Here is a 23,474-nt window from a genome sequence, read left to right as displayed (position 1 = left end):
TGCGGACTGGAGCGATGCGCGCCGATGCCTCCCATGAAGTGTTAGGCCGCGACGGAGAGAAAGTAAGATGCGTCCATTGCTGGCGATGAGCAACGCCATCGACCTCCTCAATGAGAAGATCGGCTACGTCTGCAATATCCTGGTGCTGCTGGCGTGCCTCGTCAGCGCGGTCAATGCCATGATCCGTTACGCCTTCAGCTACTCGTCGAACGGCTGGCTGGAGATGCAATGGTACATGTTCGCGATCCTGGTGATGTTCGGCGCGTCCTACACCTTCAAACGCAATGAGCATGTGCGGGTCGAGATCTTCTATCTGACCCTGTCCGAGCGCGGCCAGCTCTGGCTCGACATGATCGGCACGCTGTTCTTCCTGATCCCCTCCTGCCTCCTGCTCGCCTATCTGTCCTGGCCGTTCTTCATGCAGGCCTACCATGTCGGCGAGATGTCGGGTAACGCCGGCGGCCTGATCCGCTGGCCCATCAAGTTCGTGATCCCGGCCGGCTTCGTGTTGCTGGCGCTCCAGGGTGTTTCCGAAGTCATCAAGCGTATCGCGGCTCTCCAGGGCTATGTGACGATCGACGCCAAGTACGAGAGGCCGACCCAATGATTACGCTGGAGATGATGCCGCCGTTGATGTTCGGCGGCCTGGTTCTGGCGATGCTGATCGGCTTCCCCGTCGCGTTCACGCTCGCGGCCGTCGGCCTTTCCTTCGGGTTCCTGTCCATCTATCTCGGATTCTTCGACCTCAACTTCCTGCAGGCGATCCCCGGCCGCGTGTTCGGCAGCGTGCTCTCCAACGAGCTGCTGCTCGCGATCCCGTTTTTCACCTTCATGGGCGCCATATTGGAGAGATGTGGCCTCGCCGAGGACATGCTGGATTCGATGGGCCAGCTGTTCGGTCCGGTCCGCGGCGGCCTCGGCTATTCCGTGATCATCGTCGGCTTTATCCTCGGCGCCATCACCGGCACCGTGGCGGCGCAGGTCATCGCCATGGCGCTGATCTCGATGCCCGTGATGATGCGTTACGGCTACAACATCCGCTACATCACCGGCGTGCTCGCCGCCTCCGGCACCATCACGCAGCTGGTGCCGCCCTCGCTGGTGCTGATCGTGCTCGCCGACCAGCTCGGCAAGTCGGTCGGTGACATGTATCTCGGCGCCTGGGGCCCCTCGGTGTTCCAGATCATGCTGTTCGCCGGCTACACCTTCATCCTCGGCCTGATCAAGCCGGGCCACGTGCCGCCGGTGCCGCTGGAAGCGCGCACGCTGACCGGCTGGGCGCTGTGGAAGAAGTGCCTGATGGGCATCATCCCCTCCGCCGTGCTGATCTTCGTCGTGCTCGGCACGATGATGATGGGCCTTGCGACCCCGACGGAAGCCGGCGCCATGGGCGCGGTCGGCGCCATCGTGCTCGCCGCGATCCACCACAAGGACTTCACCTCGAGCGACCGCAGGATACTGGCCATCGGCATCGTCGCCGCGGGCATCGGCACCATCGTCGCGATGCTGTACTCGGAGAATTTGATCTTCAAGCTCGCGTTCGCCGTGACCTATCTGGCCGTGGCCTGGATCTGCATTTCGGCCGCGCGCATTCCGGACCTGCGCGACCTCATCAAGCAGGGCTACGAATCCACCATGCGCCTCACCTGCATGGTCACCTTTATCCTGATCGGATCGACCTGCTTCTCCGTGGTGTTCCTCGGCGTCTCCGGCGGCGTCTGGCTCGAGCATCTCCTGACCTCGCTGCCGGGCGGCGTCTGGGGCTTCCTGATCTTCATCAACCTCTTCATCTTCTTCCTGGCATTCTTCCTCGACTTCTTCGAGATCGCCTTCATCATCCTGCCGATGATCGCGCCGATCGCGCAGAAGATTCTCGGGCCCGTGGTCGGCGACAGCGCGGCGCTGATCTGGTTCGGCGTGATGCTCTGCGTGAACATGCAGACCTCGTTCCTGCATCCGCCGTTCGGATTTGCGCTGTTCTATCTGCGCGGCGTGGCGCCGAAGGAAGTGAAGAGCTCGGACATCTACTGGGGCGCGATGCCCTGGATCGGCCTCCAGATGATCATGGTGGTGATCGTGATCGCGTTCCCGATCACGGTGACGGGCCTGCTCGACAAGCCGCTCAACGTCGATCTCGACAAGGTCAAGATCGAGGTGCCGCAGATCGACCTGCCTCCGCTGGATCTCGGCCCGCCACAGAAGTAAGGCGCGCTCGAACTCGCCGTCATGTTCCGCCGCGGCGGGACATGACCCGCACGTGACAAGCGTCACAAACACGGGCATACCGGGCCATCCTCCCGCTCATGGATGGCCGCGCATGCCCCGATCGCATCCTGCTCTCACGTTCGCCCGTCCGCTGATCGCATCGCTGTGGCTCGCCTGCGCCGCGACCGCCGCGCATGCCGAGCCGGTCGCCGACGTCCACGCGCTGGCACAAAAGGAGCAGCAGCCGCTGCTCGACACGTTGCGCGATCTCGTCAACATCGAATCCGGCAGCAAGGATGTCGATGGCCTGAACCGGATCGCCGAGCGCGTCGCCGGCCAGCTCAAGCAGCTCGGCGGCACGGTGGAGATCCTGCAACCGACCGACATCACTCGCCTCGACGACACGCCCGAGCAGATCGGCCCGGCCGTGCACGCCGTCTTCAAGGGCAGCGGCAGCAGCAAGATCATGCTGATTGCCCACATGGACACGGTGTACCTGAAGGGCATGCTGAAGGACCAGCCGTTCCGCATCGACGGCGACAAGGCCTACGGCCTCGGCATCGCCGACGACAAGCAGGGCGTCGCGCTCATTCTCCATACCGTCGCCCTGCTCCAGAAACTCAACTTCAAGGATTACGGCACGCTCACCGTGCTCACCAATGGCGATGAGGAAATCTCCTCGCCGGGCTGGCGCAGCACCATCACGAAGTTCGCAGCCGATCAGGACATCGTGTTCTCGTTCGAGGGCGGCGGCACCGACGGCACGCTGCGCCTCGCCACCAGCGGCATCGGCTCGGCCTATCTCACGGTCATCGGCAAGTCGTCGCATGCGGGCGCGCGGCCCGAGGGCGGCATCAATGCGCTGTACGAGCTCTCGCACCAGGTGCTTCAGATGAAGGACCTATCCAAGCCCGAGCAGGGGCTGAAGCTGAACTGGACGGTCTCCAAGGCCGGCACCAACCGCAACGTGATTCCCGCCGACGCCACCGCCCAGGCCGATGCGCGCGCACTCAAGGTCGCCGATTTCGACGAGCTGGAGAAGGCGCTTCAGGACAGGATCAAGAATCGCCTGCTGCCCGATTCCAAGGTCCAGCTGAAATTCGAGGTGCGCCGCCCGCCGTTAGAGGCCAATGACGCCTCGCGCCGCGTGGCCGCCTACGGCAAGACGATCTATGGGGAGATCGGACTGTCCCTCAAGGTCGACGAGAAGGCGACCGGCGGCGGCACCGACGCCGCGTTTGCCGCGCTCAAGACCAGCGGCGCCGTGGTGGAAGGCATGGGCCTGTCGGGCTTCGGCGCGCATTCCAACGATGCCGAATATGTGCAGCTCAACACCATCGTGCCCCGTCTTTATCTGGCCACGCGCATGATCATGGACCTGTCCACCGGCAAGCTGAAATAGCCGCCGCCCGCAGCGCGCGAGGATTCAGGCTGGACCCAGGGAGAGAGCTGCGGCGGCTCGCTCCGCCAAACGAAACCGCAGCGTGAACTCGGCGCCGCCCCCCGGCAAATTTTCCACCACGATCGTTGCGGCATGATCATCCGCGACGCCGCGCACGATCGACAGCCCCAGGCCCGCGCCGTCGCTGCGCTGGCGGTCGGCACGCCAGAAGCGCTGGAAGATCAGCTCGCGCTCGGCTTCCACGATGCCGGGCCCGCAATCGCGCACGCGCACGGCGCCGTCCTCGCTCACCTCGACATCGACCGAGGTGTCCTTCGCGGTGAACTTGATGGCGTTTTCGGCGAGGTTGAAGACCGCGCGCTGGAGCATCACGGCATTGCCGTGGATCAGCACCGGCGCATCCGTGCCCTTCAGCGCGATGTCCTTGTGCTGCGCGATCGCGAACGGCGCAATCGCGCCGACCACCTCGGCACAGACGGCGCGCAGATCCGCGGTCTCGCCGGGATCGAGCACCAGGGTGTCGAGCTCGGCGATCTCCAGCAGCTGCACGACGATACGGCTCATGCCTTCGATGTCGTCATGCAGCGCCTGTTTCGCCGTGCCGTCGCCGAGCGTCTCGATCCGCGTACGCAGGATCGTGAGCGGCGTGCGCAATTGATGCGCCGCATCCGCGGTGAACTGCCGCTGCACGCGAAAGCCGTCCTCCAGGCGGTCGAGCGCCTGGTTGACGGCGGTGACGAGCGGCATGATCTCGCGCGGGATCTGTTCAGTCGGCAGCCGGATATGCGTGCGCGCCGGGCCGATATTGCTGGCCTCCTCGGAGGCCTTCCACAGCGGCGCGATGGCGCGGCGGAAGATGATGATGTCGATCGCGAGCAGGACCAGCAGGATCGGGATGGTGATCCACCCCACCCGCCGGAAGAAGTTCGAGATGATGTCGTCGATGATGACGTCGCGGTGCGCGAGATCCTCGGCGACGCGGATGCGCACCGTCTTGCCGTCGATGGTGTGGGTGACGCCGGCCCCTGAAATCGTCTCGGACAGCGGCGGCGCCTGCACGGCCGCCCCCGTCTTGCGTCGGGACGAAAACAAGAGACGGCCGTCGGCATCGCGAATGTCGTACAGATACCGGCCGTAGGCTTCCGAGTAGAGACCGCGAAGACTGTCCGGCAGATTGAACGTCAGGAGGCCGTCCGGCGCCGCGACGATGCGCTCGGCCAGCACCTCGGCCTGCGCGCGCATCGCGTCGCGGTGCAGCTGGTCGACTTCCGAATTGAGCAGCCAGAACAGCACAAGCGGCAGGAAGATCGCGACCACCGCGACCGCCACAATGTGCATGAACACGATGCGCCAGATCAGCGATTTGAACGTCGGCGATCTCGGATAGATCCCGGCGGCGCCCACGCTATTTCTCCTCGGCCATGAGATAGCCGACGCCGCGGATGGTGTGGATCACGACCTTGGCGCCGTGCTCCGTGAGCTGCTTGCGCAGCCGCGAGACGTAGACCTCGACCGCGTTGGAGGCGACCTCGCCTTCGAGCCCGAAGATGTGATCTTCGACGTTCTTCTTCGGCACCACCCGCCCCTGCCGGCGCAGCAGGATCTCCAGCACCGAGGACTCCCGGGACGAAATGACCCGCGGCTGGTCGTCGACGAAGATCTGGCGGCTCTCGGTGTCGTAGACGAGGTTGGCGAGGCGCAGCGAGCGGCCGAGCAACTGGCCCGGCCGGCGCAGGATCGCCTCCAGCCGCGCCACCAGCTCCTCCATGGCGAACGGTTTTGCAAGATAGTCGTCGGCGCCGCTGCGCAGGCCGCTGACGCGGTCCTGCAAGCCGCCGCGCGCGGTCAGCACCAGCACCGGGAGCGGCTCCATCTGGCGCCGCAGCTCGCGCAGCACCGCCAGGCCGTCGCCGTCGGGCAGGCCGAGGTCGAGGATCATCGCGGCGTAATTGACACTGCTCACCGCCTCGCGCGCCTCGGCCGCGGTGCTGACGATGTCGCTCTCATAGCCGGCGGCCGACAGCCCGGTCGCAACGAGCCGCGACAGCTCGGCATTGTCCTCGACGATCAGAAGGCGCATCGCATGTCCGCAAGATACTCAGGTCATCGCACGGCTCACGCCGTGTCCTTTGCTGTTTCCACCATTCGTTCGGTTTCGGCCAGCGAAAAAGCACCCGGTGGGCCGCGGCCCTGTCAGGCTCATGTAAGCTGTTCCGCGCAAAGCCCAGGACACCGGGGAGCGACTGAGGGATCCCGCCAAACCAGGGAGCATCCGAAGCGCGCGCGAACGGATTGCCATACACGGAATAGGCGAGACAGGTCAGATCCCTCCGGCTCCCTTGCGTTGATCGGCGCCGGTGATCTGGCTGGCAATCCCGCGACGAACTCCCCGGCGGGCCGGACCGTCCTGAACGACTCTGATGTCGACATCGTCGGGACTGCGAACCACAATCCCATTCGCGACTTCGAGGTCAGCCATATGTCGCCCCGTCCAGACGGTTTGCCTCCTCGCGTCTTTCAGTGCCGTACGGCCCGGCGAGCCCTGCGTGAGATCAAGACCTGACCTGCGTGCTCGGCTGAGACAGCGGCGCTGCCCATTCGAGCCGGTTGCCGTCGAGCGCCGACGACTTCCGGATCAGCTTGTTGGCCTCGATGTAGGCTTCCGCGGTCGAAGGCACGAGATAGCCCACGACAAATCCCAGCACTGCGAAAAGCGCGACGATGAAAGCGTATTGCAGCCATGAGATATACGGCATGCTCAGGCCGAAATACCTGCTCACCAATGTGAACCCGATGAGAAGACAGAGCATGAGGGACGCCATGACCATCGCATGGGTCGCGCCGTCCTTAAGTCTTGCCTCGTGATAGTCCAGTCGATCGGCCCTCAGCCGCACGTCGAGAAGAATGCTCAGGACCAGCGTATTGACCAGGAAGACCAGGGACACCAGCGAACTCGCCGCGAGCGGGTGGCCGCTCGCCAGCCAGCCCGGCGCAATCGGGATCGTGCTGTAGGTGATCCAAAGCACGACGTTACCGAGCAGGTAGGATAGCGCGCCGAAGACAACGTAAGAGCGCCAGGGCAAGGCATACAGCGAGGGACGCGCAAAATTTGTCGAGGCTTTGGGATAGATCGCAAAGAAGATCGAGATCATCAGGGCGACCGCATGTGCGGCGGAGGAGAGGCCCCCGGTCAGCGAGCCGACTTCATAATTCCTCGACAGGTTCATGAAGAACAGCGGCAAGACGGAGACCACGAAGTCGAGCACGAAGATAATCACCAGGGGCGCGAACGGCAGCGGCTGAGGGAGAACGGTCTGGTACCCGAAGCTGGAGATCAGCTCCGTCCGGGAATCGCGCCTGTCGACCACCGACAACGTCGCCTCAGCCAATCGACGCTGGTAGGCGACGCGCAGATCCGCGCATTCCTCGGAGATGAAATCGGAAATCTCGAGCACCAGCTCCAGCGCGTCCACGTCCGACACCGTGATGTCTTCCGTCAGCAGGAGGGCACGGGCCGACCGGCGCAGCATTCGCCGATATTGCCTTTCCATCTCGTCGAAGGCGGCTTTCCGGGCGCGGAAGAATCTCTTGAACCGCTTGTTGTTGCGTAGTTCGACGAAACTGGTGTGGAGGGAGGCGACCTGCTTGATCATGGTTGCCGCGCCGGGTGCGAGCACCTGGTCGTCGTCATCGAGTGCCTTCTCGATCAGCCCGGCGGGAACGCCGTACCCTTCGAGCTCGCGCTGCAACTCGGGCCTTGCCCGCTCCGTCACCTTGATGGGTGACCGCGCGATGGCGACGATGACGGTCTCGACGGCCTGCGGGTAACGTGCCAGCGTCTGCATCATGCGCCGCAGGAAATCGATCACCCAGCCGAGCACCGGCAAATGGGGCGCCAGCACCATGAAGGCGAACGTCGCAGGTATCGCACCGAGGAGCCCGACACCGCGCGACATCAGGATCGCGACGAAGAAATAGAACACCACCGCGACCGTGACGTAAGCGACGACCGCGAAATAATAGCGATCGCGCATCACGGCAAAGCGGATGTCCGCAGTTTCGTAAGGTGTGTGGAAGTCGATCGCGCTGACGACGCAAATCGCAATCGCACCGAGGCCGAGAGCTACGATCGACGGGTCAAGGCCATACATGGATGAAAACTCACTCCGATCCGGCCCGGTCCACGAAAATTTCTCCGTCGAGCCCGCGCATGTACAGAACCGGCGAAATCCATTCCGCGAATTGCCGCGCCTTCAATTCGGCCCGGGTATGCGCCAGCGCGGCCTGAATCGAGACGTTTTCCGCCAGATAGGTGTAGAACGTATCGGCGAAGGCGAGACCCATATTGTCGCTGATCTCGAACTGCATGGCGATCACGGCGGGCACGCCGCCCTGAATGAGCTCGGCGGCGGTGCTCGAGAACAGGGAGCCCGGCTCGCCCTGCGCGCCGCTGCAGGAGTTCAGGACGACCAGGCTCGGCGTTTGACCGGGCTGGGTCAGGAATGCTTTCAGCGAGTCGGCATAAAGCCTTTTCCCCTTCGGCCCGCCCTCCTCCTGGACCACGATAAAGCCCATCTGCCGCTCGGGATCATGGCCGCCATGCCCGATGAAGTGAAACAAGTCCCACCGCTTGCCTTCGTCTCCTCTCAGGAAGCGGCGGTTGAGGTCCCGAGCCTTTGCGGAGGGAATCCACGACAGCTTCAGCCTCTTGCCGTCATTCAGCTCGCTCAACGCGTTCTTGATCGCGACCTGCTCGGCATCGACCTCGATCTCGTCCAGTGGCAATCCGTTCAGGATCTTGACCCGCGCGGCCATGCCGAGCATCCGTATCGGCCTTGCCGCGCACACCCGGCGCTCCTCGCCATAGTCGTCGACGGCCCGCACGAATGGCGTGCTTTGCGAGGTCGTCACGTAGAAGCGGCTCTTCTTGTCGTACATCGTCTCCCACGGCACGTAGGCGAGCGTGGGGTCGGTTACCCGCAGACGCATCAGGAAGGGCTGGTCGTCCTTGCGCGCCGCCTGGGAACATTCCTGATAGAGCTCGAGGATCTTGCGCTGAAAGATGAACTCGAAGAGCTGCGATCCGATCTCCTGCACGATCCGTTCGTCCGACCCCGAGGTCAGACCTCCGGCACCGCCACTTGACGCATTCGCGTTGCGCGCAGCAGCGCACTGCAGGATCGCTTCCTGCAACGGCCTCAGGTTCTGACGAAAAATCGGCTTGAGCTTTTCGACCTCGATCTCGCGGCTCGATGAATTATAGTCCGCGACGATGCGGCAATGATTTTCGCCGCAATCTTCAATGGTCAGATTGAAAACGACTTTCGCCACAACGCAACCCTCAGCCGCGCAACAGCCGGCGCAAAAAACTTACGCCTACTGCAAGTCTATACCGGACAGGAAAGCGCGCAATGGGCGAAACGGGGCTGTAATGCCGCACATCTCAACTCAACGCGCCAAGCGTTTTGGGATCGCGCTTGGGGATCGGCGCTTGCCGCCCGCGATGTCCGGCCCTGTTCTCCGCATCTACCGGCGCCGGCATCCCGCCGGTCCAACCATTTTCCGTTCGGGACGCCGCACCCGCGTCCGATTGAAAGCCAATCGAATGATCGTCAAATGACGCGGAACCGGAATGAGGCTTGCGCGCTCCGCCGCGGGTGATCTCGGCGACTAGCACATAGCGGAAGATCTGCCGGCTCCTGATGTTGTTCTAGAGCCAATTCTCCGGGACGATTGTGAGCTGTCTCACACCTTCCGTTTTGTTGATCCGTTCCTGCTATGTCGCCGGAAGCGTCCCGCCGGTCAGCCTGCTCAAAGGATCAGTGTCGGAATGTGAAAAAGGCCGATCAAAATCGGGGACAAGGCAAGCACCCTGAAGCATCAAGAGTTAGACGCCCCTCGCCGGGATGAGGTCCAAGAGCCAGCCATGGCCATCAGGCCAAGCCGGCGCTAAAGTGAATTGTGGAAACTGGAAATGGACCGATGGCATTCTGGACGGCGAGCGCACTTGGCCTGGTGATCGCCTATCTCCTCGGCTCTACTCCCACGGGCTACCTCGCCGGCAAACTTCTCAGGGGCATCGATATTCGAGAGCACGGCTCCAGATCCACGGGAGCCACGAATGTCTTGCGGACACTTGGCCAATGGCCCGCGTTGGCGGTGCTCATCATCGATGTGCTGAAGGGTGTCGCCGCCATCCTGACGGCCCGCTGGTTCTGTCCCTGGTTCGCGACGCAGTTTTCCTCTATGCCGCCGGCAGCGCTCGACACGCAAGCCTGGGTGGCATGGACGGTTTGCCTTGCCGGCATTGCCGCGCTGCTCGGCCACGGCCGTTCGATCTGGCTGAACTTCACCGGCGGCAAATCCGCCGCGACCGGGCTGGGTGCGCTGCTGGCGATGTCGTGGCCGGTGGGATTGGGTGCTGCGACGACCTTTGGCATCGTGCTGGCGAGCACCCGGCTCGTGTCCCTGAGCTCGATCCTCGCGGCGCTGACAGCTATCGTTCTCGTCTGCGCTTTTGAACACCCGCTGCCCTATCGGTTGCTGGTGATCGCCGGCGGCCTCTACGTGATCGTTCGCCATCGCGCCAACATTCAACGGCTGTTGGCGGGGACGGAGCCGCGACTGGGCCAGACAGGCCCGGAGACAAAAGCAGAAGTGCAAGTTTAATTCGGTCGCCAGTAGGATGGGTAGAGCGAAGCGAAACCCATCGCAGTCTGCCCGTTCGAAATTACGCGCTTGATCATCACGCGATGAGATGATGGGTTTCGCTTCGCTCTACCCATCCTACGGCCCTGAGTGAACCATGGGGGACAAGATTTTCTCAGGTTGAGTTCTTCGCATTTGCCCCCTAAGCGGAAACGAAGACCGCTTCGCCGGATGTTCGCGTTCAGGTGCGGAGCGGCGACAGAGCCGGCGGATCGTGGCTTTCATCATCCGACATGGTTCCGGCGCCGGCGCGGGTGTTGCTCACATCTGCCCCACCCGTCTATATGACGAGCTACCGTCACCGTGATCGATGGCCGCAATCTGCTGCGAGCGCCATGGTCGAGCGCAGGTGATCCGAAGCCAGCGTTCCGCCGAGCGCTAATCGACCGGAGTTTTTCTCAAAAATGTCCCATCAAGACGACAGCCTTGCCGCGAAGATCGAAGCGTTCATCCGCACCGAGGTCATTCCCTACGAGAAGGATCCGCGGACGGGTCCGCATGGCCCAAGCGACGGGCTCGTGCAGGAGCTGCGCGCCAAGGCGCGCAAGGCCGGCGTCCTGACGCCGCACATCCTGCCGGACGGATCTCATCTCACCCAACGCGAGACCGCGAAGGCCCTGATCAAGACCGGCCTCTCGCCGCTCGGCCCGCTGGCGTGCAACACCATGGCGCCTGATGAAGGCAACATGTACCTGCTGGGCAAGGTCGGCAGCCACGAGCAGAAAGCGCGTTTCCTCGAGCCGCTCGTGTCGGGCAAGGCGCGCTCGGCGTTCTTCATGACCGAGCCCGCGGATGCGGGCGGCGCCGGCTCCGATCCGTCGATGATGCAGACCACCTGTCGTCTGGACGGCAATCATTGGGTCATCAACGGGCGAAAGAAGTTCATCACCGGGGCCGAAGGCGCGAAAGTCGGTATCGTCATGGCGAAGTCCGACGACGGCGCCTGCATGTTCCTCGTCGATCTCCCCAATCCCGCGATCCGAACGCTGCGGGTGCTGGACACGATCGACAATTCGATGCCCGGCGGACATGCCGAGATCGACATCGAGAATCTTCGCGTGCCGGCCGACCAGATGCTCGGCGCGGCCGGCGATGGTTTCAAATATGCCCAGATCCGCCTGAGCCCCGCGCGGCTGTCGCACTGCATGCGCTGGCTGGGCCTCGCCATTCGCGCCAACGAGATCGCCACCGATTACGCCTGCCGCCGCCAGGCGTTCGGAAAGCCGCTGGTCGATCACGAAGGCGTCGGCTTCATGCTGGCGGAGAATTTGATCGATCTCAAGCAATCGGAATTGATGATCGACTGGTGCGCAGACGTGCTCGACACCGGCTCGCTCGGAACGGCCGAGAGCTCCATAGCGAAGGTCGCCGTGTCGGAAGCGCTGATGCGCGTCGCCGATCGCTGCGTCCAGGTGATGGGCGGCACCGGGGTCTCGACGGAAACGATCGTCGAGCAGGCTTTCCGCGAGATCCGTGCATTCCGGATCTATGACGGCCCGACCGAAGTTCACAAATGGTCGCTGGCCAAGAAGATCAAGCGCGACTGGAAGGCCGGGCAACACTGACGGGTGCGCGGTGGAATGCGCAGGATGGGGAGAGCACAGCGAAACCCATCCTGTGGTCTACCGCATATGGGCTTTTTGAGAGAGCTGCGCGCACACCCCGTCCTTCGAGACGACCGCTCCACGGTCTCCCCAAGACGAGGCTAAACGGCATCGGCGCTGCAAAAACGTCTGCCACGCACTCCGCCCTCATCCTGAGGGCCTGCCAAGGGCGGGCGTCTCGAAGGATGCGCCGCAGGGAAACCGCGCTCATATGATGCGATAGCCTGCCCTTTGCGGGTCAGAACGCCGAGAGGGGGAAGAAAAACCCCGTTACGGCCTGCTTATTCCGCCCGTGCGCTCATCGTGAACTTAGAACTTATTCAAGCGCGCCTGAAAAGCGGGACCTCAGTTAGAACCTCTTTAAACCGGTTCGTTTCGAAGACGGTGTTGCCGAGAATCCATTGCCGCCCCCCTGTTCGTCTGTGATGCAATTTGTCACGCGTCGAAATAACGCGGCAAAAAATTGAAACAGGGGCTAGGTATGATGGCGGGCGCGAGAGTTCCAAGAACGCTTCGGGTGGGTGGGGCAGCGGTCAAGGCGGCGATCGAAGAGAATCCCGGTAAGCTGTCGGCAGTCGCAGGACTGATCGCGGTTGCGTCGTTCTCCGGTGCGGAAGCTCAGACGCCAACTATTCCTCCGGTCACCGTCGATGCGCCGGTTGCGCGGCCGCGTCCTGCGGCGTCGAAGCCCACGGCCGATCAGGTTCGTGCCCGCAACGCCCTGAGGCGAGCCCAGCGCAACCAGCAAGCGACGCAGGCGCCCCCCGTTACTGCCTCAGGTGCCGCCGATCGTAATCCGTATGCAGACCCCTCCGCGCCCTACAAGGTCGATCATGTTCAGGCCGGCGGCAAATTCCCCGAGAAGCTGGTGGACACGCCGAAGTCGATCACCGTCCTCAGCAAGGAAGTGCTCGCGGACAAGAACGCGACATCGCTGAAGCAGGCGATCCTGAGCACGGCCGGCGTGACGCTCGGAACGGGTGAAGGCGGTAACGCCTTCGGCGATCGCTTCTTCATCCGCGGCTTCGATGCGCGAAACGACATCTTCATCGACGGCGTGCGCGACTCCGGTGTCAGCGTCCGCGAAAACTTCTTCACCGAGCAGGTCGAGATCCTGCGCGGTCCGGGCTCGACTTTCTCCGGCCGCGGCATCGCCGGCGGTGCGATCAACATCGTCACCAAGCAGGCGACGACGGACCGCAACTTCTACAACATGGATACGACGTTCGGCACCGACCAGACCAAGCGTATCACGCTCGACGTCAACCAGGTGATCAACCCGACGCTCGCCGTTCGCGCCGGAGGTTTGTTCCAGGACGCCGACGTCGCCGGCCGCGATTTCGTCAAGGACAATCGCAACGGCGCCTTCCTCGCCACCACCTGGAAGCCGACCGATACGGTCAAGGTCACCGCCAACTATATCCATACTGAATTGACCGGCGTGCCGGATTTTGGCGTGCCCTATTACCGGCCGAGCACGGCGACGACCGCCGGTGGTCCGTTCCCGGACTTCGGCGTCAATCGCAACAACTGGTATGGCCAGATCAACCGCGACTTCTACCGGACCGGCCAGGACATCGGTTCGCTCAACGCGGAAGTGCAGATCACGCCTGACCTGATGGTCAGCAACAGATTCCGCGCGTCGCGCTCGACCCAGAACTACGTCGGAACGTTGCCTGAGCAGCCGGTGCTTGCGGCCGGCGCGCCGTTCACAGCCTATACGCTCACGATGAATCCGCAGAGCCGTCTCCAGGTCACCGACGTGATCGCCAACCAGACGGAGGCGACCTACAAATTCCAGGACGGGGTCGGGTTCAGGCATACCGCGCTGGCGGGAATCGAAGTCGACCGTGAGCGATCGTCGATCGACAAATATCTCGGCCTCACCTCGGAGGGGAACGGAGTTCCCGTTACGCCTGGAGGCTCGCCGACGGGCGTCAGCGTCTTCAGTCCCCAGGACACGTTCCTGCCTGGTAAAGAGCTCGCACTGGCGGGCCTCCCGACCAAGATTGGCATCGACACCGTCAGCGGCTACATCATGGATAGCGCGAACTATCGTGACCTCGTGATCCTCAACGGGGGCTTCCGCTACGACAATTACAACCTCGATACGTCCGCATACGGGGCGGGCAACGCTCTCAAGCAGCAATCGGCAAGCTTTCTGATTCCGAATTTCAATCTCGGCCTGACCTTGAAACCGGCGCCGAACGGCAGCGTCTACGTGGCCTACGCGACCTCGGCGAATCCGGTCGGTGCCGAGTTCGACGGCACCAGCACCGCTTATGGTGGCGTCAACCCGGCCCTGGCCGGCGGCAACAACCAGATCTTCGGACCGGAGAAGAACAAGGCGATTGAACTCGGCACCAAGTGGGAGCTGTTCGACCGCCACCTGCTTCTGACGGCCGCGCTGTTCCAGACCACCAAGGATAATGCGCGCGAAGCGCAGAACGTCGGCAATGCGGCCGCAGCCACAGCGTTGGGATGCGTCTATCCCACCGGCACGACCGGCAACATCTCGTGCATCACCTCGGGTTCTTCCTATCGCATCCGCGGTATCGATCTCGGCGTGGGCGGCAAAATCACCGACAAATGGAGCGTGTTCGGCGGTCTCGTCCTGATGCAGTCGGAGGTTACGGCTTCGAACGTGAAGCCCGCGAACATGCCGGCGCCGCTGCTCTACACCACCAATGTCGGGCGCCCGCTGGCCAACATTGCGCATCAGTCGTTCAGCCTGCTGTCGAAGTACCAGCTCACCGACACCTGGGAGCTCGGTGGACAGGCGGTCTACCGTTCGCAGATCTATGGCGGCTCCTTGCTGGCGGCCAACGTAGGCACGTCGATCCCCGGCTACTGGCGGTTCGACGCGTTCGCGGAAGCCAGGATCAACAAGAACTGGAAACTGAAGCTGTTCGTCAACAACATCTTCGACAAGCGTTACTACGACGCTCTCTACCAGAGCGCCGCGCCGTTTGTTCTCGAGGCTCCCGGCCGCGCCGCGTACGTGGTCCTTTCGGCCCGCTATTGATCGGGTGGCGGGAGCCATGCCCATCGCTCCCGCCAACTGATCCTCGCGGTCGGCTGCAAAGGTGCCCCATCACCAACCTCCGGCAGCCGACCGCTATTCGATGGAAGAATCCGGGACGGTTCGAGAACGAACCGCGTAGCTCAGCCGCGGGTTGCCCGGTCAGCCCTCATGGGGCGTGAGGCTCGGACTATCGCCGCGAGCCTCCACGGAAAGACTCTCGATTGCTTCGCTGCGCTCGCAATGACGATGGAGGAGCAGACGCGCTTCGATGACGATGCCGGAAAGCTGCGCCATCGGCAAAATCGTCCCATTGGCCCTGGCCGCACGACAATTGCGCCTGCCCGCCGTTTAGCCGCGATGCATCAAACCGTTGGCCGCATCTGCCGGCCAACCTGCCCTCCTCCCGCTTCTACTGTGCATGGGGTTGTTTTTCATTTTTTGTTTTCGGCGCCCCCCTCCGCCCAACAAAAAGCCCGGCCTCGCGAACGAGACCGGGCCTGTCGTCTTCCGACTTGCTTCGAAGATCAGCCGCGGGTGCGCGAGCGGATCATGAAGCTGTCGTAGGTGTATTCGGCGACCTGCCACCACAGATATTCGTCGGAGCGGTAGGCCTGCATGGCGTCGATCGACTTCTTGAAGTCGGCGTTCTTGGCCGAGATCTCGCCCCACAGCTCGTTGGTCGACTTGAGGCAGGCTTCGAGCACTTCGTTGGTGAAGGGACGAAGCTGGGTGCCGCCGGCGACCAGACGCTTCAGCGCCGCCGGGTTCTGCATGTCGTAGCGCGCGGCCATCCAGCTGTTGGCGTTGGCCATCGCGTTGGTGAGGATCGCCTGGTAGCTCTTCGGCAGCGAATTCCACTTGTCGAGGTTGGTGAAGGCGTGGACGGTCGGACCGCCCTCCCAGAAACCCGGATAGTAGTAGTACTTCGCAACCTTGGCGAAGCCGAGCTTCTCGTCATCGTAGGGGCCGACCCACTCGGCCGCGTCGATGGTGCCCTTTTCCAGCGCCGGATAGATGTCGCCGCCGGCGAGCTGCTGCGGCACCACGCCGACCTTCTGGAGCACCTGGCCGGCGATGCCGCCGATGCGCATCTTCAGGCCGGAGAGGTCGGCAACGGTCTTGATCTCCTTGCGGAACCAGCCGCCCATCTGGGTGCCGGTGTTGCCGCAGGGGAAGCCGATCACGTTCGACTTCTTGAAGAACTCGTTGCCGAGCTGCTCGCCGCCGCCCTGGTACCACCAGGAGTTCTGCTGGCGCGCATTGAGGCCGAACGGCACCGAGGCGTAGATCGCCCAGGTCGGGTCCTTGCCGACATAGTAGTAGGAGACGGTGTGGCACATCTCGACGGTGCCGTTCGAGGTGGCGTCGAGCGCCTGGAGACCCGGGACGATTTCGCCGGCGGCGAACACCTGGATCTGGAATTTGTTGTCGGTCATCTCGGCGACGTACTTCGCCACCTGCTCGCCGCCGCCATAGATGGTGTCGAGCGACTTCGGGAAGCTCGACGTCATGCGCCACTTGATCTCGGGCGAGGACTGCGCGATCGCCGGCGAGGCCACCGCGGCGGTCGCCGCCGCGCCTGCTGCCGACACTTTCAGGAAATCACGACGCTTCATCTTCAGGTCTCTCCTTGTTGGGGCGTTTCCCCGCACTTCCTCGTTGTCGCCGCTCGTTCCGGCGACGCGTTTGGCTCGCGTCGAACCGAAGGGGCTTGACTGCCGTGGCCTTTAACACGGACGGAGCGCTTTCGGAACGCGACATTGGCATGACGGGGCTCTACGAAAGTCGCATGTCCCCAGAAGACCGGCTCAGGCCGCGGCGATGACGCCCTTGAGCTGGTCCCGGACCTGCCCCGCAATGGCGCGATAGATCGCCGCATGAGGCCCGTCCGGCTCGCTGTCGACCACCGGGCTACCGGCATCCGAAGAGGCGCGAATCGCCATGTGCAGCGGGATCTCGCCCAGGAACGGGACGGCGAGCTTCTCGGCCTCGTGGCGTGCGCCGCCATGGCCGAAAATGTCGGATTTCGTGCCGCAATGCGGGCACTGGAAATAGCTCATGTTCTCGACGATGCCGAGCACGGGCACGTTGACCTTCTTGAACATGGCAAGGCCGCGCCGGGCGTCGATCAGGGACAGGTCCTGAGGGGTCGAGACGATCACCGCGCCCTTCAAGGGCACGTTCTGCGCCAGCGTAAGCTGGGCATCGCCGGTGCCCGGCGGCATGTCGACGACGAGCACGTCGAGCGTGCCCCAGGCGACGTCACGCAGCATCTGCGTCACCGCCGACATCACCATCGGACCGCGCCAGATCATCGCGGTCTCTTCCTCGACCAGGAAGCCGATCGACATGATGGCAAGGCCGAAGCGCTTGAGCGGGATCATCTTGCGCTCGCCGTCGAGCTCCGGCTTGTCGTGCAGGCCCGTCAGCCGCGGCACCGAGGGGCCGTAGATGTCGGCATCGAGCAGCCCGACCTTGAGGCCGAGGTCGCGCAGGCCCAGCGCGAGGTTGAGCGCCGTGGTGGACTTGCCGACGCCACCCTTGCCGGAGGCGACCGCGATCACGGCGGCAACCCCCGGGATCTCGGACTGCCGCGCCATCGGCGATTGGGCCCCGCCCTGCGGCGGCGGCTTGTGGGCATGAACCGGCTGCACGCCGGGCGTGCCGCGGCTTGGGGTTGGTGGAGGCGGAGGTGCTGCGCCGGCCTTGCGCTCGGCGGTCAGCGCCACCATCACGGTGGTGACGCCGGGAATGGCGCGCACCGCGGCCTCAGCTTCGGCCCGGACGGATTCCCAGGCCCGCGCCTCGGCGGCATCGACATTGATCGAGAAGAACACCTTGCCGTCGGACGCGCTGATCGCGCTCAGCACATTGGCATTGGCGAGCGCGACCCCGCGGGGCGACTTGATCCTGGCGAGGGTGTCGAGAACCTGTTGCTGCGTTACGCTCAAAGCGCATCTCCCAAACGGGGCGTAATTGAAGAGATCACGCCCAAGGCTTCAGGATGCCCCATTAGAGCGGAAACGCCCAAAAGGCTACTGCCTGCCGATATCACCAGCCATCTCGGCCGGGGCCGCGCCCTGCTCCAGGGCCGCCTCGTAATTCAGCTCGATCATGACCCCGTTGGGGTCGTGGACGAAGATCTGCCAGAGGTCGCCGCCGGGCACCTGGCGAGAGTCGAATTTCATGCCCTTGGAGGTCAGTCGCTGCGTCATGCCATCGAACCCGCGGCTGGCGAAGGCGACGTGGTGCACGACGCCGGAATCCGGCTTTTGCGGCTCCGGGGTCGGCGAAATATCGACGAGATGCACCACCGGCTTGCCCTCGCTGTACATCCAGGCCCCGGGGAACGCGAAGTTCGGCCGGGCGCCTTTTTCCAGGCCCAGCACGTCCTCGTAGAAGCGGACCGTGTCGGCCAGATTCCGGGTCCGGATATTGAAATGATCGAGAACGCCAACGCTCACGCCGCCCATCTTTCGCTCCCTTGTTTTGAAGTCCTTTGGTCCCGCCATCCTAGCACAGGCGGCCGCCGAACGAAGCCGTTGCCCTCCGGCCCATAGGGTTTATGGTGCGCCCGATCCGCTTCAAGGCGGAACCCCAAAAAATGCCGCCTGGGCGCCTCCGCCCGGCTACAACCGTAAAACCCAAACTACGGACAAGGTACCACACATGGCTAAAGTCGCTTTCCTCGGTCTCGGCGTGATGGGCTTCCCCATGGCCGGACACCTCGTAAAAAAAGGGGGCCATGAGGTCACCGTCTACAACCGCACCGCGGCCAAGGCGAAGGAATGGGCGGACAAGTTCGGCGGCAAGACCGCGGCGACCCCGAAGGCCGCGGCCGAGGGCCAGGATTTCGTGATGTGCTGCGTCGGTAACGACAACGATTTGCGCGCGGTCACGATCGGCGCCGATGGCGCGTTTGCCGGCATGAACAAGGGGGCGACCTTCGTCGACCACACCACGGCATCCGCCGAGGTCGCGCGCGAGCTCGACGCCGCTGCCACCAAGGCCGGCTTCAAGTTCATCGACGCCCCCGTGTCGGGCGGCCAGGCCGGCGCCGAGAACGGCGTGCTGACGGTGATGTGCGGCGGCGCGCAGGATGCCTATGCCGGCGCCGAGCCGATCATCAACAGCGCCTACGCGCGGATGTGCAAACTGCTCGGCCCCGCCGGAAGCGGCCAGCTGACCAAGATGGTCAACCAGATCTGCATCGCCGGCCTCGTGCAGGGCCTCTCCGAGGGCATCCACTTCGCCAAGAAGAGCGGCCTCGACGTCCCCGCCGTGATCGAGACCATCTCCAAGGGCGCGGCGCAGTCCTGGCAGATGGAGAACCGCTACAAGACCATGAACGACGACAAGTACGATTTCGGCTTCGCGGTCGAATGGATGCGCAAGGACCTCTCGATCTCGCTGGCTGAAGCTCGCCGCAACGGCGCCAATCTGCCTGTGACCGCGCTGGTCGACCAGTTCTATGCCGAGGTCGAGAAGATGGGCGGCAAGCGCTGGGACACGTCGAGCCTGCTCGCGCGCCTCAACCGCTGACATCTGACCGACTGACCCCGCCTTGCTGATCGCGATCGCCGCCATTTTCGTCCTCGCCTATGCGGCGATTGCACTCGAGCATCCGATCGGGGTCAACAAGAGCGCGTCCGCGCTGCTGGCTGCGGGCCTGCTCTGGACCATCTACGCAACGACGACGGGCGACCACGCGCTGGTCGGCCGTCAGCTCGACCAATCCGTCACCTCCACCGCGCAGATCGTATTTTTTCTGATCGGCGCGATGACCATCGTCGAGGTGATCGACGCCCATGACGGCTTCGAGGTCATCACCTCCCGCATTGGCACGACGAGCCAGGTCAAGCTGATGTGGCTGATCGGCTTCGTGACCTTCTTCCTGAGCGCGATCCTCGACAATCTGACCACCACCATCGTGATGGTCTCGCTGATCCAGCGGCTGATTGCGAGACGCGACGACCGCCTGTTGTTTGCCTCGCTCATCGTGATCGCGGCGAATGCCGGCGGCGCCTGGACCGTGATCGGCGACGTCACCACGACCATGCTGTGGATCGGCGGTCAGATCACGCCGCTGAAGATCATGGGTTCGGTGTTCCTGCCCTCGCTGGTCAATCTGCTGATACCGCTGGCGTTCATCAGCCTCGCGGTGCGTGGCAAGACCATCGCGGCGCCGGCCAAGGACGGCGGATTGCAGGGCGTCGATCCGTTCGAGCGCAATGTGATGTTCTATCTTGGGCTTGGCGTGCTGATCGCGGTGCCGGCCTTCAAGACGTTGACCCACCTGCCGCCCTTCATGGGCGTGCTGCTCGGGCTCGGCATCGTCTGGCTGGTCGGCGAGATCGTTCATCGCAACAAGGAGGAGCACGTTCGCCAACCGCTCACGCTGGCGCATGCGCTGACCCGGATCGACATGGGCTCGATCGTGTTCTTCGTCGGCATCCTGCTCGCGGTCGCAGCTCTCGAACATGCCGGCCTGCTCTCGCTGCTGGCCAAATGGCTGGACGCCACCTTCGGCCGACAGGACGTCATCGTCGTCATCCTCGGGCTGCTCAGCGCCGTCATCGACAACGTGCCGCTGGTGGCCGCGACCATGGGCATGTACGACCTCGCGCATTATCCGACCGACAGCTTCCTCTGGGAGTTCATCGCCTATTGCGCCGGCACCGGCGGGTCGATCCTGATCATCGGCTCCGCCGCCGGCGTTGCCGCCATGGGGCTCGAGCGGATCGAGTTCCTCTGGTATGCCCGCCGCATCGCAGGGCCTGCACTCGCGGGCTATCTGGCCGGCGCCGTCGTCTATGTCGCGCAGCATACGGCGCTGCATTGAGCGGCCTTGCTTCAGCAGAAAATTAACGCTCGGTTAACGTAATTCTTTAGCTCCTTAAGTCACCTCTTAAGGATTTCTTGCCAGAGATAGACAATGCAGAAGGCCCGCCTCCGTGCGGGCAGGAATTGTTGTTGTTCGATGAGTAACCCCGCTGAAAAGCCTGAAGTCGTCCAGCTTCCGGCCGAGCCGGTCAGCGCTCCATCGGCGAGCAGCCGACGGGCTGCGTCGCAGCGGGTGCGCGAGGCGCGCGACAAGTTAACGTCGACCAGTGGAACCCGCCCCGCCTTCGACGCCGAGATGCTGCGCCAATATGCGCAGACGCGGCTATCGGCTTCCTATGTCGTGATGCTGCTGGTGGTTGCCACCGGCGTGCTGTTCGGACTGTGGATGCAGCCGATCCCGGCCGCGGCCTGGACCGCCGGCATGCTCTGCATCCACGCCGCGATGATCCGAAGCTGCCACCGCTTCCTGACCGAGCCCGCCTCGCCCGCGGCAACGCGCGCCTGGCGGACCCGCTTCGTCGTGCTCGACCTGCTCTATGGCCTGTGCTGGATGGCGATCCTGATCCATCCCGTGCTCGACATGGTCACGGAAACGCTGATGATGTTCCTGATGCTGCTGGTGATCGCGGTATCGAGCATGCTTGCGGCGAACTTGCCGATCGCGGCACTAGCCGCCACCGCGCCGGTCGCGGTCGCGATGGCGCTGAGCTTTGCGATGACGGGCGCGCTGGACAATTACATTCTGGCCGCGCTCGCGCTCGCAGCCGAAGGCTATTTCGTGCTGCTGGCGCACCGCCTGCACTCATCGACCTTCGCCACGCTCGAGGCCCGCGCCGAGAAGGACGCGCTGATCGGCGAGCTCGAGCAGGCCAAGGCCATCTCCGACGAAGCGCGCCACCGCGCCGAATCCGCCAATGTCGCCAAATCCCGCTTCCTCGCGCAGATGAGCCACGAGCTGCGCACGCCGCTGAACGCGATCCTCGGCTTCTCCGAGGTGATGAAGAGCGAGATTTTCGGCGCACATGCTGTTCCGGTCTACAAGGAATATTCCGGCGACATTCATAATTCCGGCGTGCACCTGCTCAACCTCATCAACGAGATCCTCGATCTGTCGCGGATCGAGGCCGGCCGTTACGAGCTCAACGAGGAAGCGGTGTCGCTGGTCGGCATCGTCGCCGACTGCCATCATCTGATGAAGCTGCGCGCCTCGAGCCGCGGCATCACCATCCACGAAGTGTTCGAGCAGGCGATGCCGCGGCTGTGGGCCGACGAGCGCGCGATCCGCCAGGTCGTGCTCAATTTGCTCTCCAACTCGATCAAGTTCACCCCGCAAGGCGGCGAGATCTGGCTCAAGGCCGGATGGACCGCCTCGGGCGGGCAATATCTTTCAGTGCGGGATTCCGGTTCCGGAATCCCAGAGGACGAGATTCCGGTCGTGCTCGCCTCGTTCGGCCAAGGCTCCAACTCGATCAAGTCGGCCGAACAGGGCGCGGGACTCGGCCTGCCGATCGCCAAGAACCTGATCGACCTGCATGGCGGCACGTTCACGCTGAAATCGAAGCTGCGCATCGGCACCGAGGTGATCGTCACCTTCCCGCCGGAGCGCGTCATGAGTGCGCTGGCGCCGCTGTCGGATGATTCTCCGCCGCTGCAGCCGGAGGTGCCCGACGAGAAGCGCCGGCCGCGCCACAAGCCGATCATGAGCGCAGGTACGGGCTCTTAACGAGATGCTTGCAGACATGCCCGACCATCCCTCACTATGTCCATATGAGCAAAGAAACGCCGTGCGTCGCCGTCTGCATGATCGATCCCAAGACCAAGCTGTGCTTCGGCTGCGGACGCACCTTGCCGGAGATCGCGCGTTGGCACGCCATGGAGAGCGTCGAACGGCTGTCGGTCATGGCATTGCTGCCGGCTCGCATGTCGGAGGCCGGGTTGCAGCCGATCGCGGGAACGCCAAAGCGCGCCTGAGCGATGTGCGTGCCTTCGGAGGCGCCCGATGATCCGCTTCCTGCTCGTCCTCGTCATGCTCGCCGGCACGGCCGGTGCCGTCGTCGCCTATGGCGATCCCGACCAGATCGTGCGCGCGAGCAACAAGGTCTCGCACATGTTTCGCGGACCGGCAGCAACGCCCGCCCCCGCCGTACAGATCCCTCGGGGCCAGGGCGGCGAATTCGCGCTGCGGGCCAAGATCAACGGCGTGACGGCGCCGATGGTGATCGACACCGGCGCGACCTCCGTGGTGCTGACGTGGGAAACCGCGAAGGCGATCGGGCTGCCCGTCGAGATGCTGGAATACAATGTCGACCTCGAAACCGCGGGCGGCCACACCAAGGCGGCCCGCCTCACGCTCGACCGTCTCTCCGTCGGCCACCTCGTCGAGAAATCGGTGCCGGCGCTCGTCATGCAGCGCGGGCAGATGAAGACCAATCTGCTCGGCATGAGCTTCCTCGATCGCCTTGAAAGCTGGGGTGTTCGCTCCGACAAGCTGATGCTCACGGGTTATCCGGAGCTTCAGAGCAGCCACCGCCGTTCGCGCACCGCGATCGATTAACCGCAAACCATCCACGAAAGCGGCGGCTGCGAAAACCGGGCGATGTGGCATTTCCGTCATTTACAAACCGCCTAGTCGGTTTATAACGATGGGCATTCCCGGATCGGGGTTGGACACGCGCTGCTCCCTGAA

General features: G+C 63.7%; 20 protein-coding genes. 11 read left to right on the top strand and 9 right to left on the bottom strand.

Annotated elements, in window-relative coordinates; all coding sequences use genetic code 11:
- The first annotated feature begins 67 nt into the window (after window positions 1-67).
- The 3 genes from AB7532_RS13460 (at window position 68) to AB7532_RS13450 (ending at window position 3,607) form a co-directional block, all read left to right on the top strand.
- Entirely contained in the window at window positions 68-607 is a 540-nt protein-coding gene (locus AB7532_RS13460) for a TRAP transporter small permease subunit (RefSeq protein ID WP_441235265.1), read from the top strand.
- On the top strand, window positions 604-2,205 hold the full coding sequence (locus AB7532_RS13455; protein WP_441235264.1) for a TRAP transporter large permease: 1,602 nt from the start codon (window positions 604-606) through the stop codon (window positions 2,203-2,205). The genes AB7532_RS13460 and AB7532_RS13455 overlap by 4 nt, the downstream gene beginning before the upstream one ends.
- A 112-nt stretch (window positions 2,206-2,317) precedes the next feature.
- A complete protein-coding gene (locus tag AB7532_RS13450; protein WP_441235263.1) occupies window positions 2,318-3,607 on the top strand; it encodes a M20/M25/M40 family metallo-hydrolase in 1,290 nt (429 codons plus the stop codon).
- Window positions 3,608-3,631: 24 nt separating this feature from the next.
- Here the strand turns inward: AB7532_RS13450 and AB7532_RS13445 are convergent, their stop codons facing one another.
- The 5 genes from AB7532_RS13445 to AB7532_RS13425 all read right to left on the bottom strand — a co-directional run bounded on the left by AB7532_RS13445 (window position 3,632) and on the right by AB7532_RS13425 (window position 8,800).
- Entirely contained in the window at window positions 3,632-4,945 is a 1,314-nt protein-coding gene (locus AB7532_RS13445; protein ID WP_441239264.1) for a sensor histidine kinase, read from the bottom strand.
- A gap of 67 nt (window positions 4,946-5,012) precedes the next feature.
- Window positions 5,013-5,687: a response regulator gene (locus tag AB7532_RS13440; RefSeq protein WP_441235262.1), complete on the bottom strand. Its 675-nt coding sequence runs from the start codon at window positions 5,685-5,687 to the stop codon at window positions 5,013-5,015.
- Between the two features lie 240 nt (window positions 5,688-5,927).
- Window positions 5,928-6,086 (bottom strand): hypothetical protein, encoded by a 159-nt coding sequence (locus tag AB7532_RS13435; RefSeq protein WP_441235261.1) that lies wholly within the window; start codon window positions 6,084-6,086, stop codon window positions 5,928-5,930.
- A gap of 73 nt (window positions 6,087-6,159) precedes the next feature.
- A complete protein-coding gene (locus tag AB7532_RS13430) occupies window positions 6,160-7,758 on the bottom strand; it encodes a hypothetical protein (protein ID WP_441235260.1) in 1,599 nt (532 codons plus the stop codon).
- 10 nt (window positions 7,759-7,768) lie between these two features.
- Window positions 7,769-8,800: a CHAT domain-containing protein gene (locus AB7532_RS13425; protein ID WP_441235259.1), complete on the bottom strand. Its 1,032-nt coding sequence runs from the start codon at window positions 8,798-8,800 to the stop codon at window positions 7,769-7,771.
- Window positions 8,801-9,589: 789 nt separating this feature from the next.
- Between AB7532_RS13425 and plsY the strand changes: the two genes are divergently transcribed.
- From plsY to AB7532_RS13410, 3 genes are all read left to right on the top strand, one after another.
- Window positions 9,590-10,276: a glycerol-3-phosphate 1-O-acyltransferase PlsY gene (plsY, locus tag AB7532_RS13420; protein WP_441235258.1), complete on the top strand. Its 687-nt coding sequence runs from the start codon at window positions 9,590-9,592 to the stop codon at window positions 10,274-10,276.
- 443 nt (window positions 10,277-10,719) lie between these two features.
- On the top strand, window positions 10,720-11,880 hold the full coding sequence (locus tag AB7532_RS13415; protein ID WP_441235257.1) for an acyl-CoA dehydrogenase family protein: 1,161 nt from the start codon (window positions 10,720-10,722) through the stop codon (window positions 11,878-11,880).
- A gap of 523 nt (window positions 11,881-12,403) precedes the next feature.
- Window positions 12,404-14,944, top strand: a complete 2,541-nt coding sequence (locus AB7532_RS13410; RefSeq protein ID WP_441239263.1) for a TonB-dependent receptor domain-containing protein — start codon at window positions 12,404-12,406, stop codon at window positions 14,942-14,944.
- A gap of 159 nt (window positions 14,945-15,103) precedes the next feature.
- Here AB7532_RS13410 and AB7532_RS13405 read toward each other — a convergent pair whose 3' ends face one another.
- From AB7532_RS13405 to AB7532_RS13390, 4 genes are all read right to left on the bottom strand, one after another.
- Complete coding sequence (locus AB7532_RS13405) at window positions 15,104-15,238, bottom strand: hypothetical protein (RefSeq protein WP_441235256.1); 135 nt, start codon at window positions 15,236-15,238, stop codon at window positions 15,104-15,106.
- 230 nt (window positions 15,239-15,468) lie between these two features.
- Window positions 15,469-16,560: a TRAP transporter substrate-binding protein gene (locus tag AB7532_RS13400; RefSeq protein ID WP_441235255.1), complete on the bottom strand. Its 1,092-nt coding sequence runs from the start codon at window positions 16,558-16,560 to the stop codon at window positions 15,469-15,471.
- Between the two features lie 192 nt (window positions 16,561-16,752).
- Window positions 16,753-17,895 (bottom strand): Mrp/NBP35 family ATP-binding protein, encoded by a 1,143-nt coding sequence (locus AB7532_RS13395; RefSeq protein ID WP_441235254.1) that lies wholly within the window; start codon window positions 17,893-17,895, stop codon window positions 16,753-16,755.
- A gap of 84 nt (window positions 17,896-17,979) precedes the next feature.
- Window positions 17,980-18,417: a VOC family protein gene (locus tag AB7532_RS13390; RefSeq protein WP_441235253.1), complete on the bottom strand. Its 438-nt coding sequence runs from the start codon at window positions 18,415-18,417 to the stop codon at window positions 17,980-17,982.
- 196 nt (window positions 18,418-18,613) lie between these two features.
- On the opposite strand from AB7532_RS13390, the gene AB7532_RS13385 reads away from it, so the two are divergent.
- The 5 genes from AB7532_RS13385 (at window position 18,614) to AB7532_RS13365 (ending at window position 23,342) form a co-directional block, all read left to right on the top strand.
- Window positions 18,614-19,486, top strand: coding sequence for an NAD(P)-dependent oxidoreductase (locus AB7532_RS13385; RefSeq protein ID WP_441235252.1), 873 nt, complete (start codon window positions 18,614-18,616; stop codon window positions 19,484-19,486).
- A gap of 22 nt (window positions 19,487-19,508) precedes the next feature.
- Window positions 19,509-20,786, top strand: coding sequence for a sodium:proton antiporter NhaD (gene nhaD / locus AB7532_RS13380; RefSeq protein WP_441235251.1), 1,278 nt, complete (start codon window positions 19,509-19,511; stop codon window positions 20,784-20,786).
- 138 nt (window positions 20,787-20,924) lie between these two features.
- Window positions 20,925-22,511, top strand: a complete 1,587-nt coding sequence (locus AB7532_RS13375; RefSeq protein ID WP_441235250.1) for a sensor histidine kinase — start codon at window positions 20,925-20,927, stop codon at window positions 22,509-22,511.
- 44 nt (window positions 22,512-22,555) lie between these two features.
- Window positions 22,556-22,759 (top strand): DUF1289 domain-containing protein, encoded by a 204-nt coding sequence (locus AB7532_RS13370; protein WP_441235249.1) that lies wholly within the window; start codon window positions 22,556-22,558, stop codon window positions 22,757-22,759.
- 28 nt (window positions 22,760-22,787) lie between these two features.
- Entirely contained in the window at window positions 22,788-23,342 is a 555-nt protein-coding gene (locus AB7532_RS13365) for a TIGR02281 family clan AA aspartic protease (protein WP_441235248.1), read from the top strand.
- Window positions 23,343-23,474 lie beyond the last annotated feature (132 nt).

This window comes from Bradyrhizobium sp. 930_D9_N1_4 (assembly GCF_052076015.1).
Taxonomy (GTDB): domain Bacteria; phylum Pseudomonadota; class Alphaproteobacteria; order Rhizobiales; family Xanthobacteraceae; genus Bradyrhizobium.
Note: the sequence above shows the minus strand (reverse complement) of the source record. Positions and strands in the feature narration are given on the sequence as shown.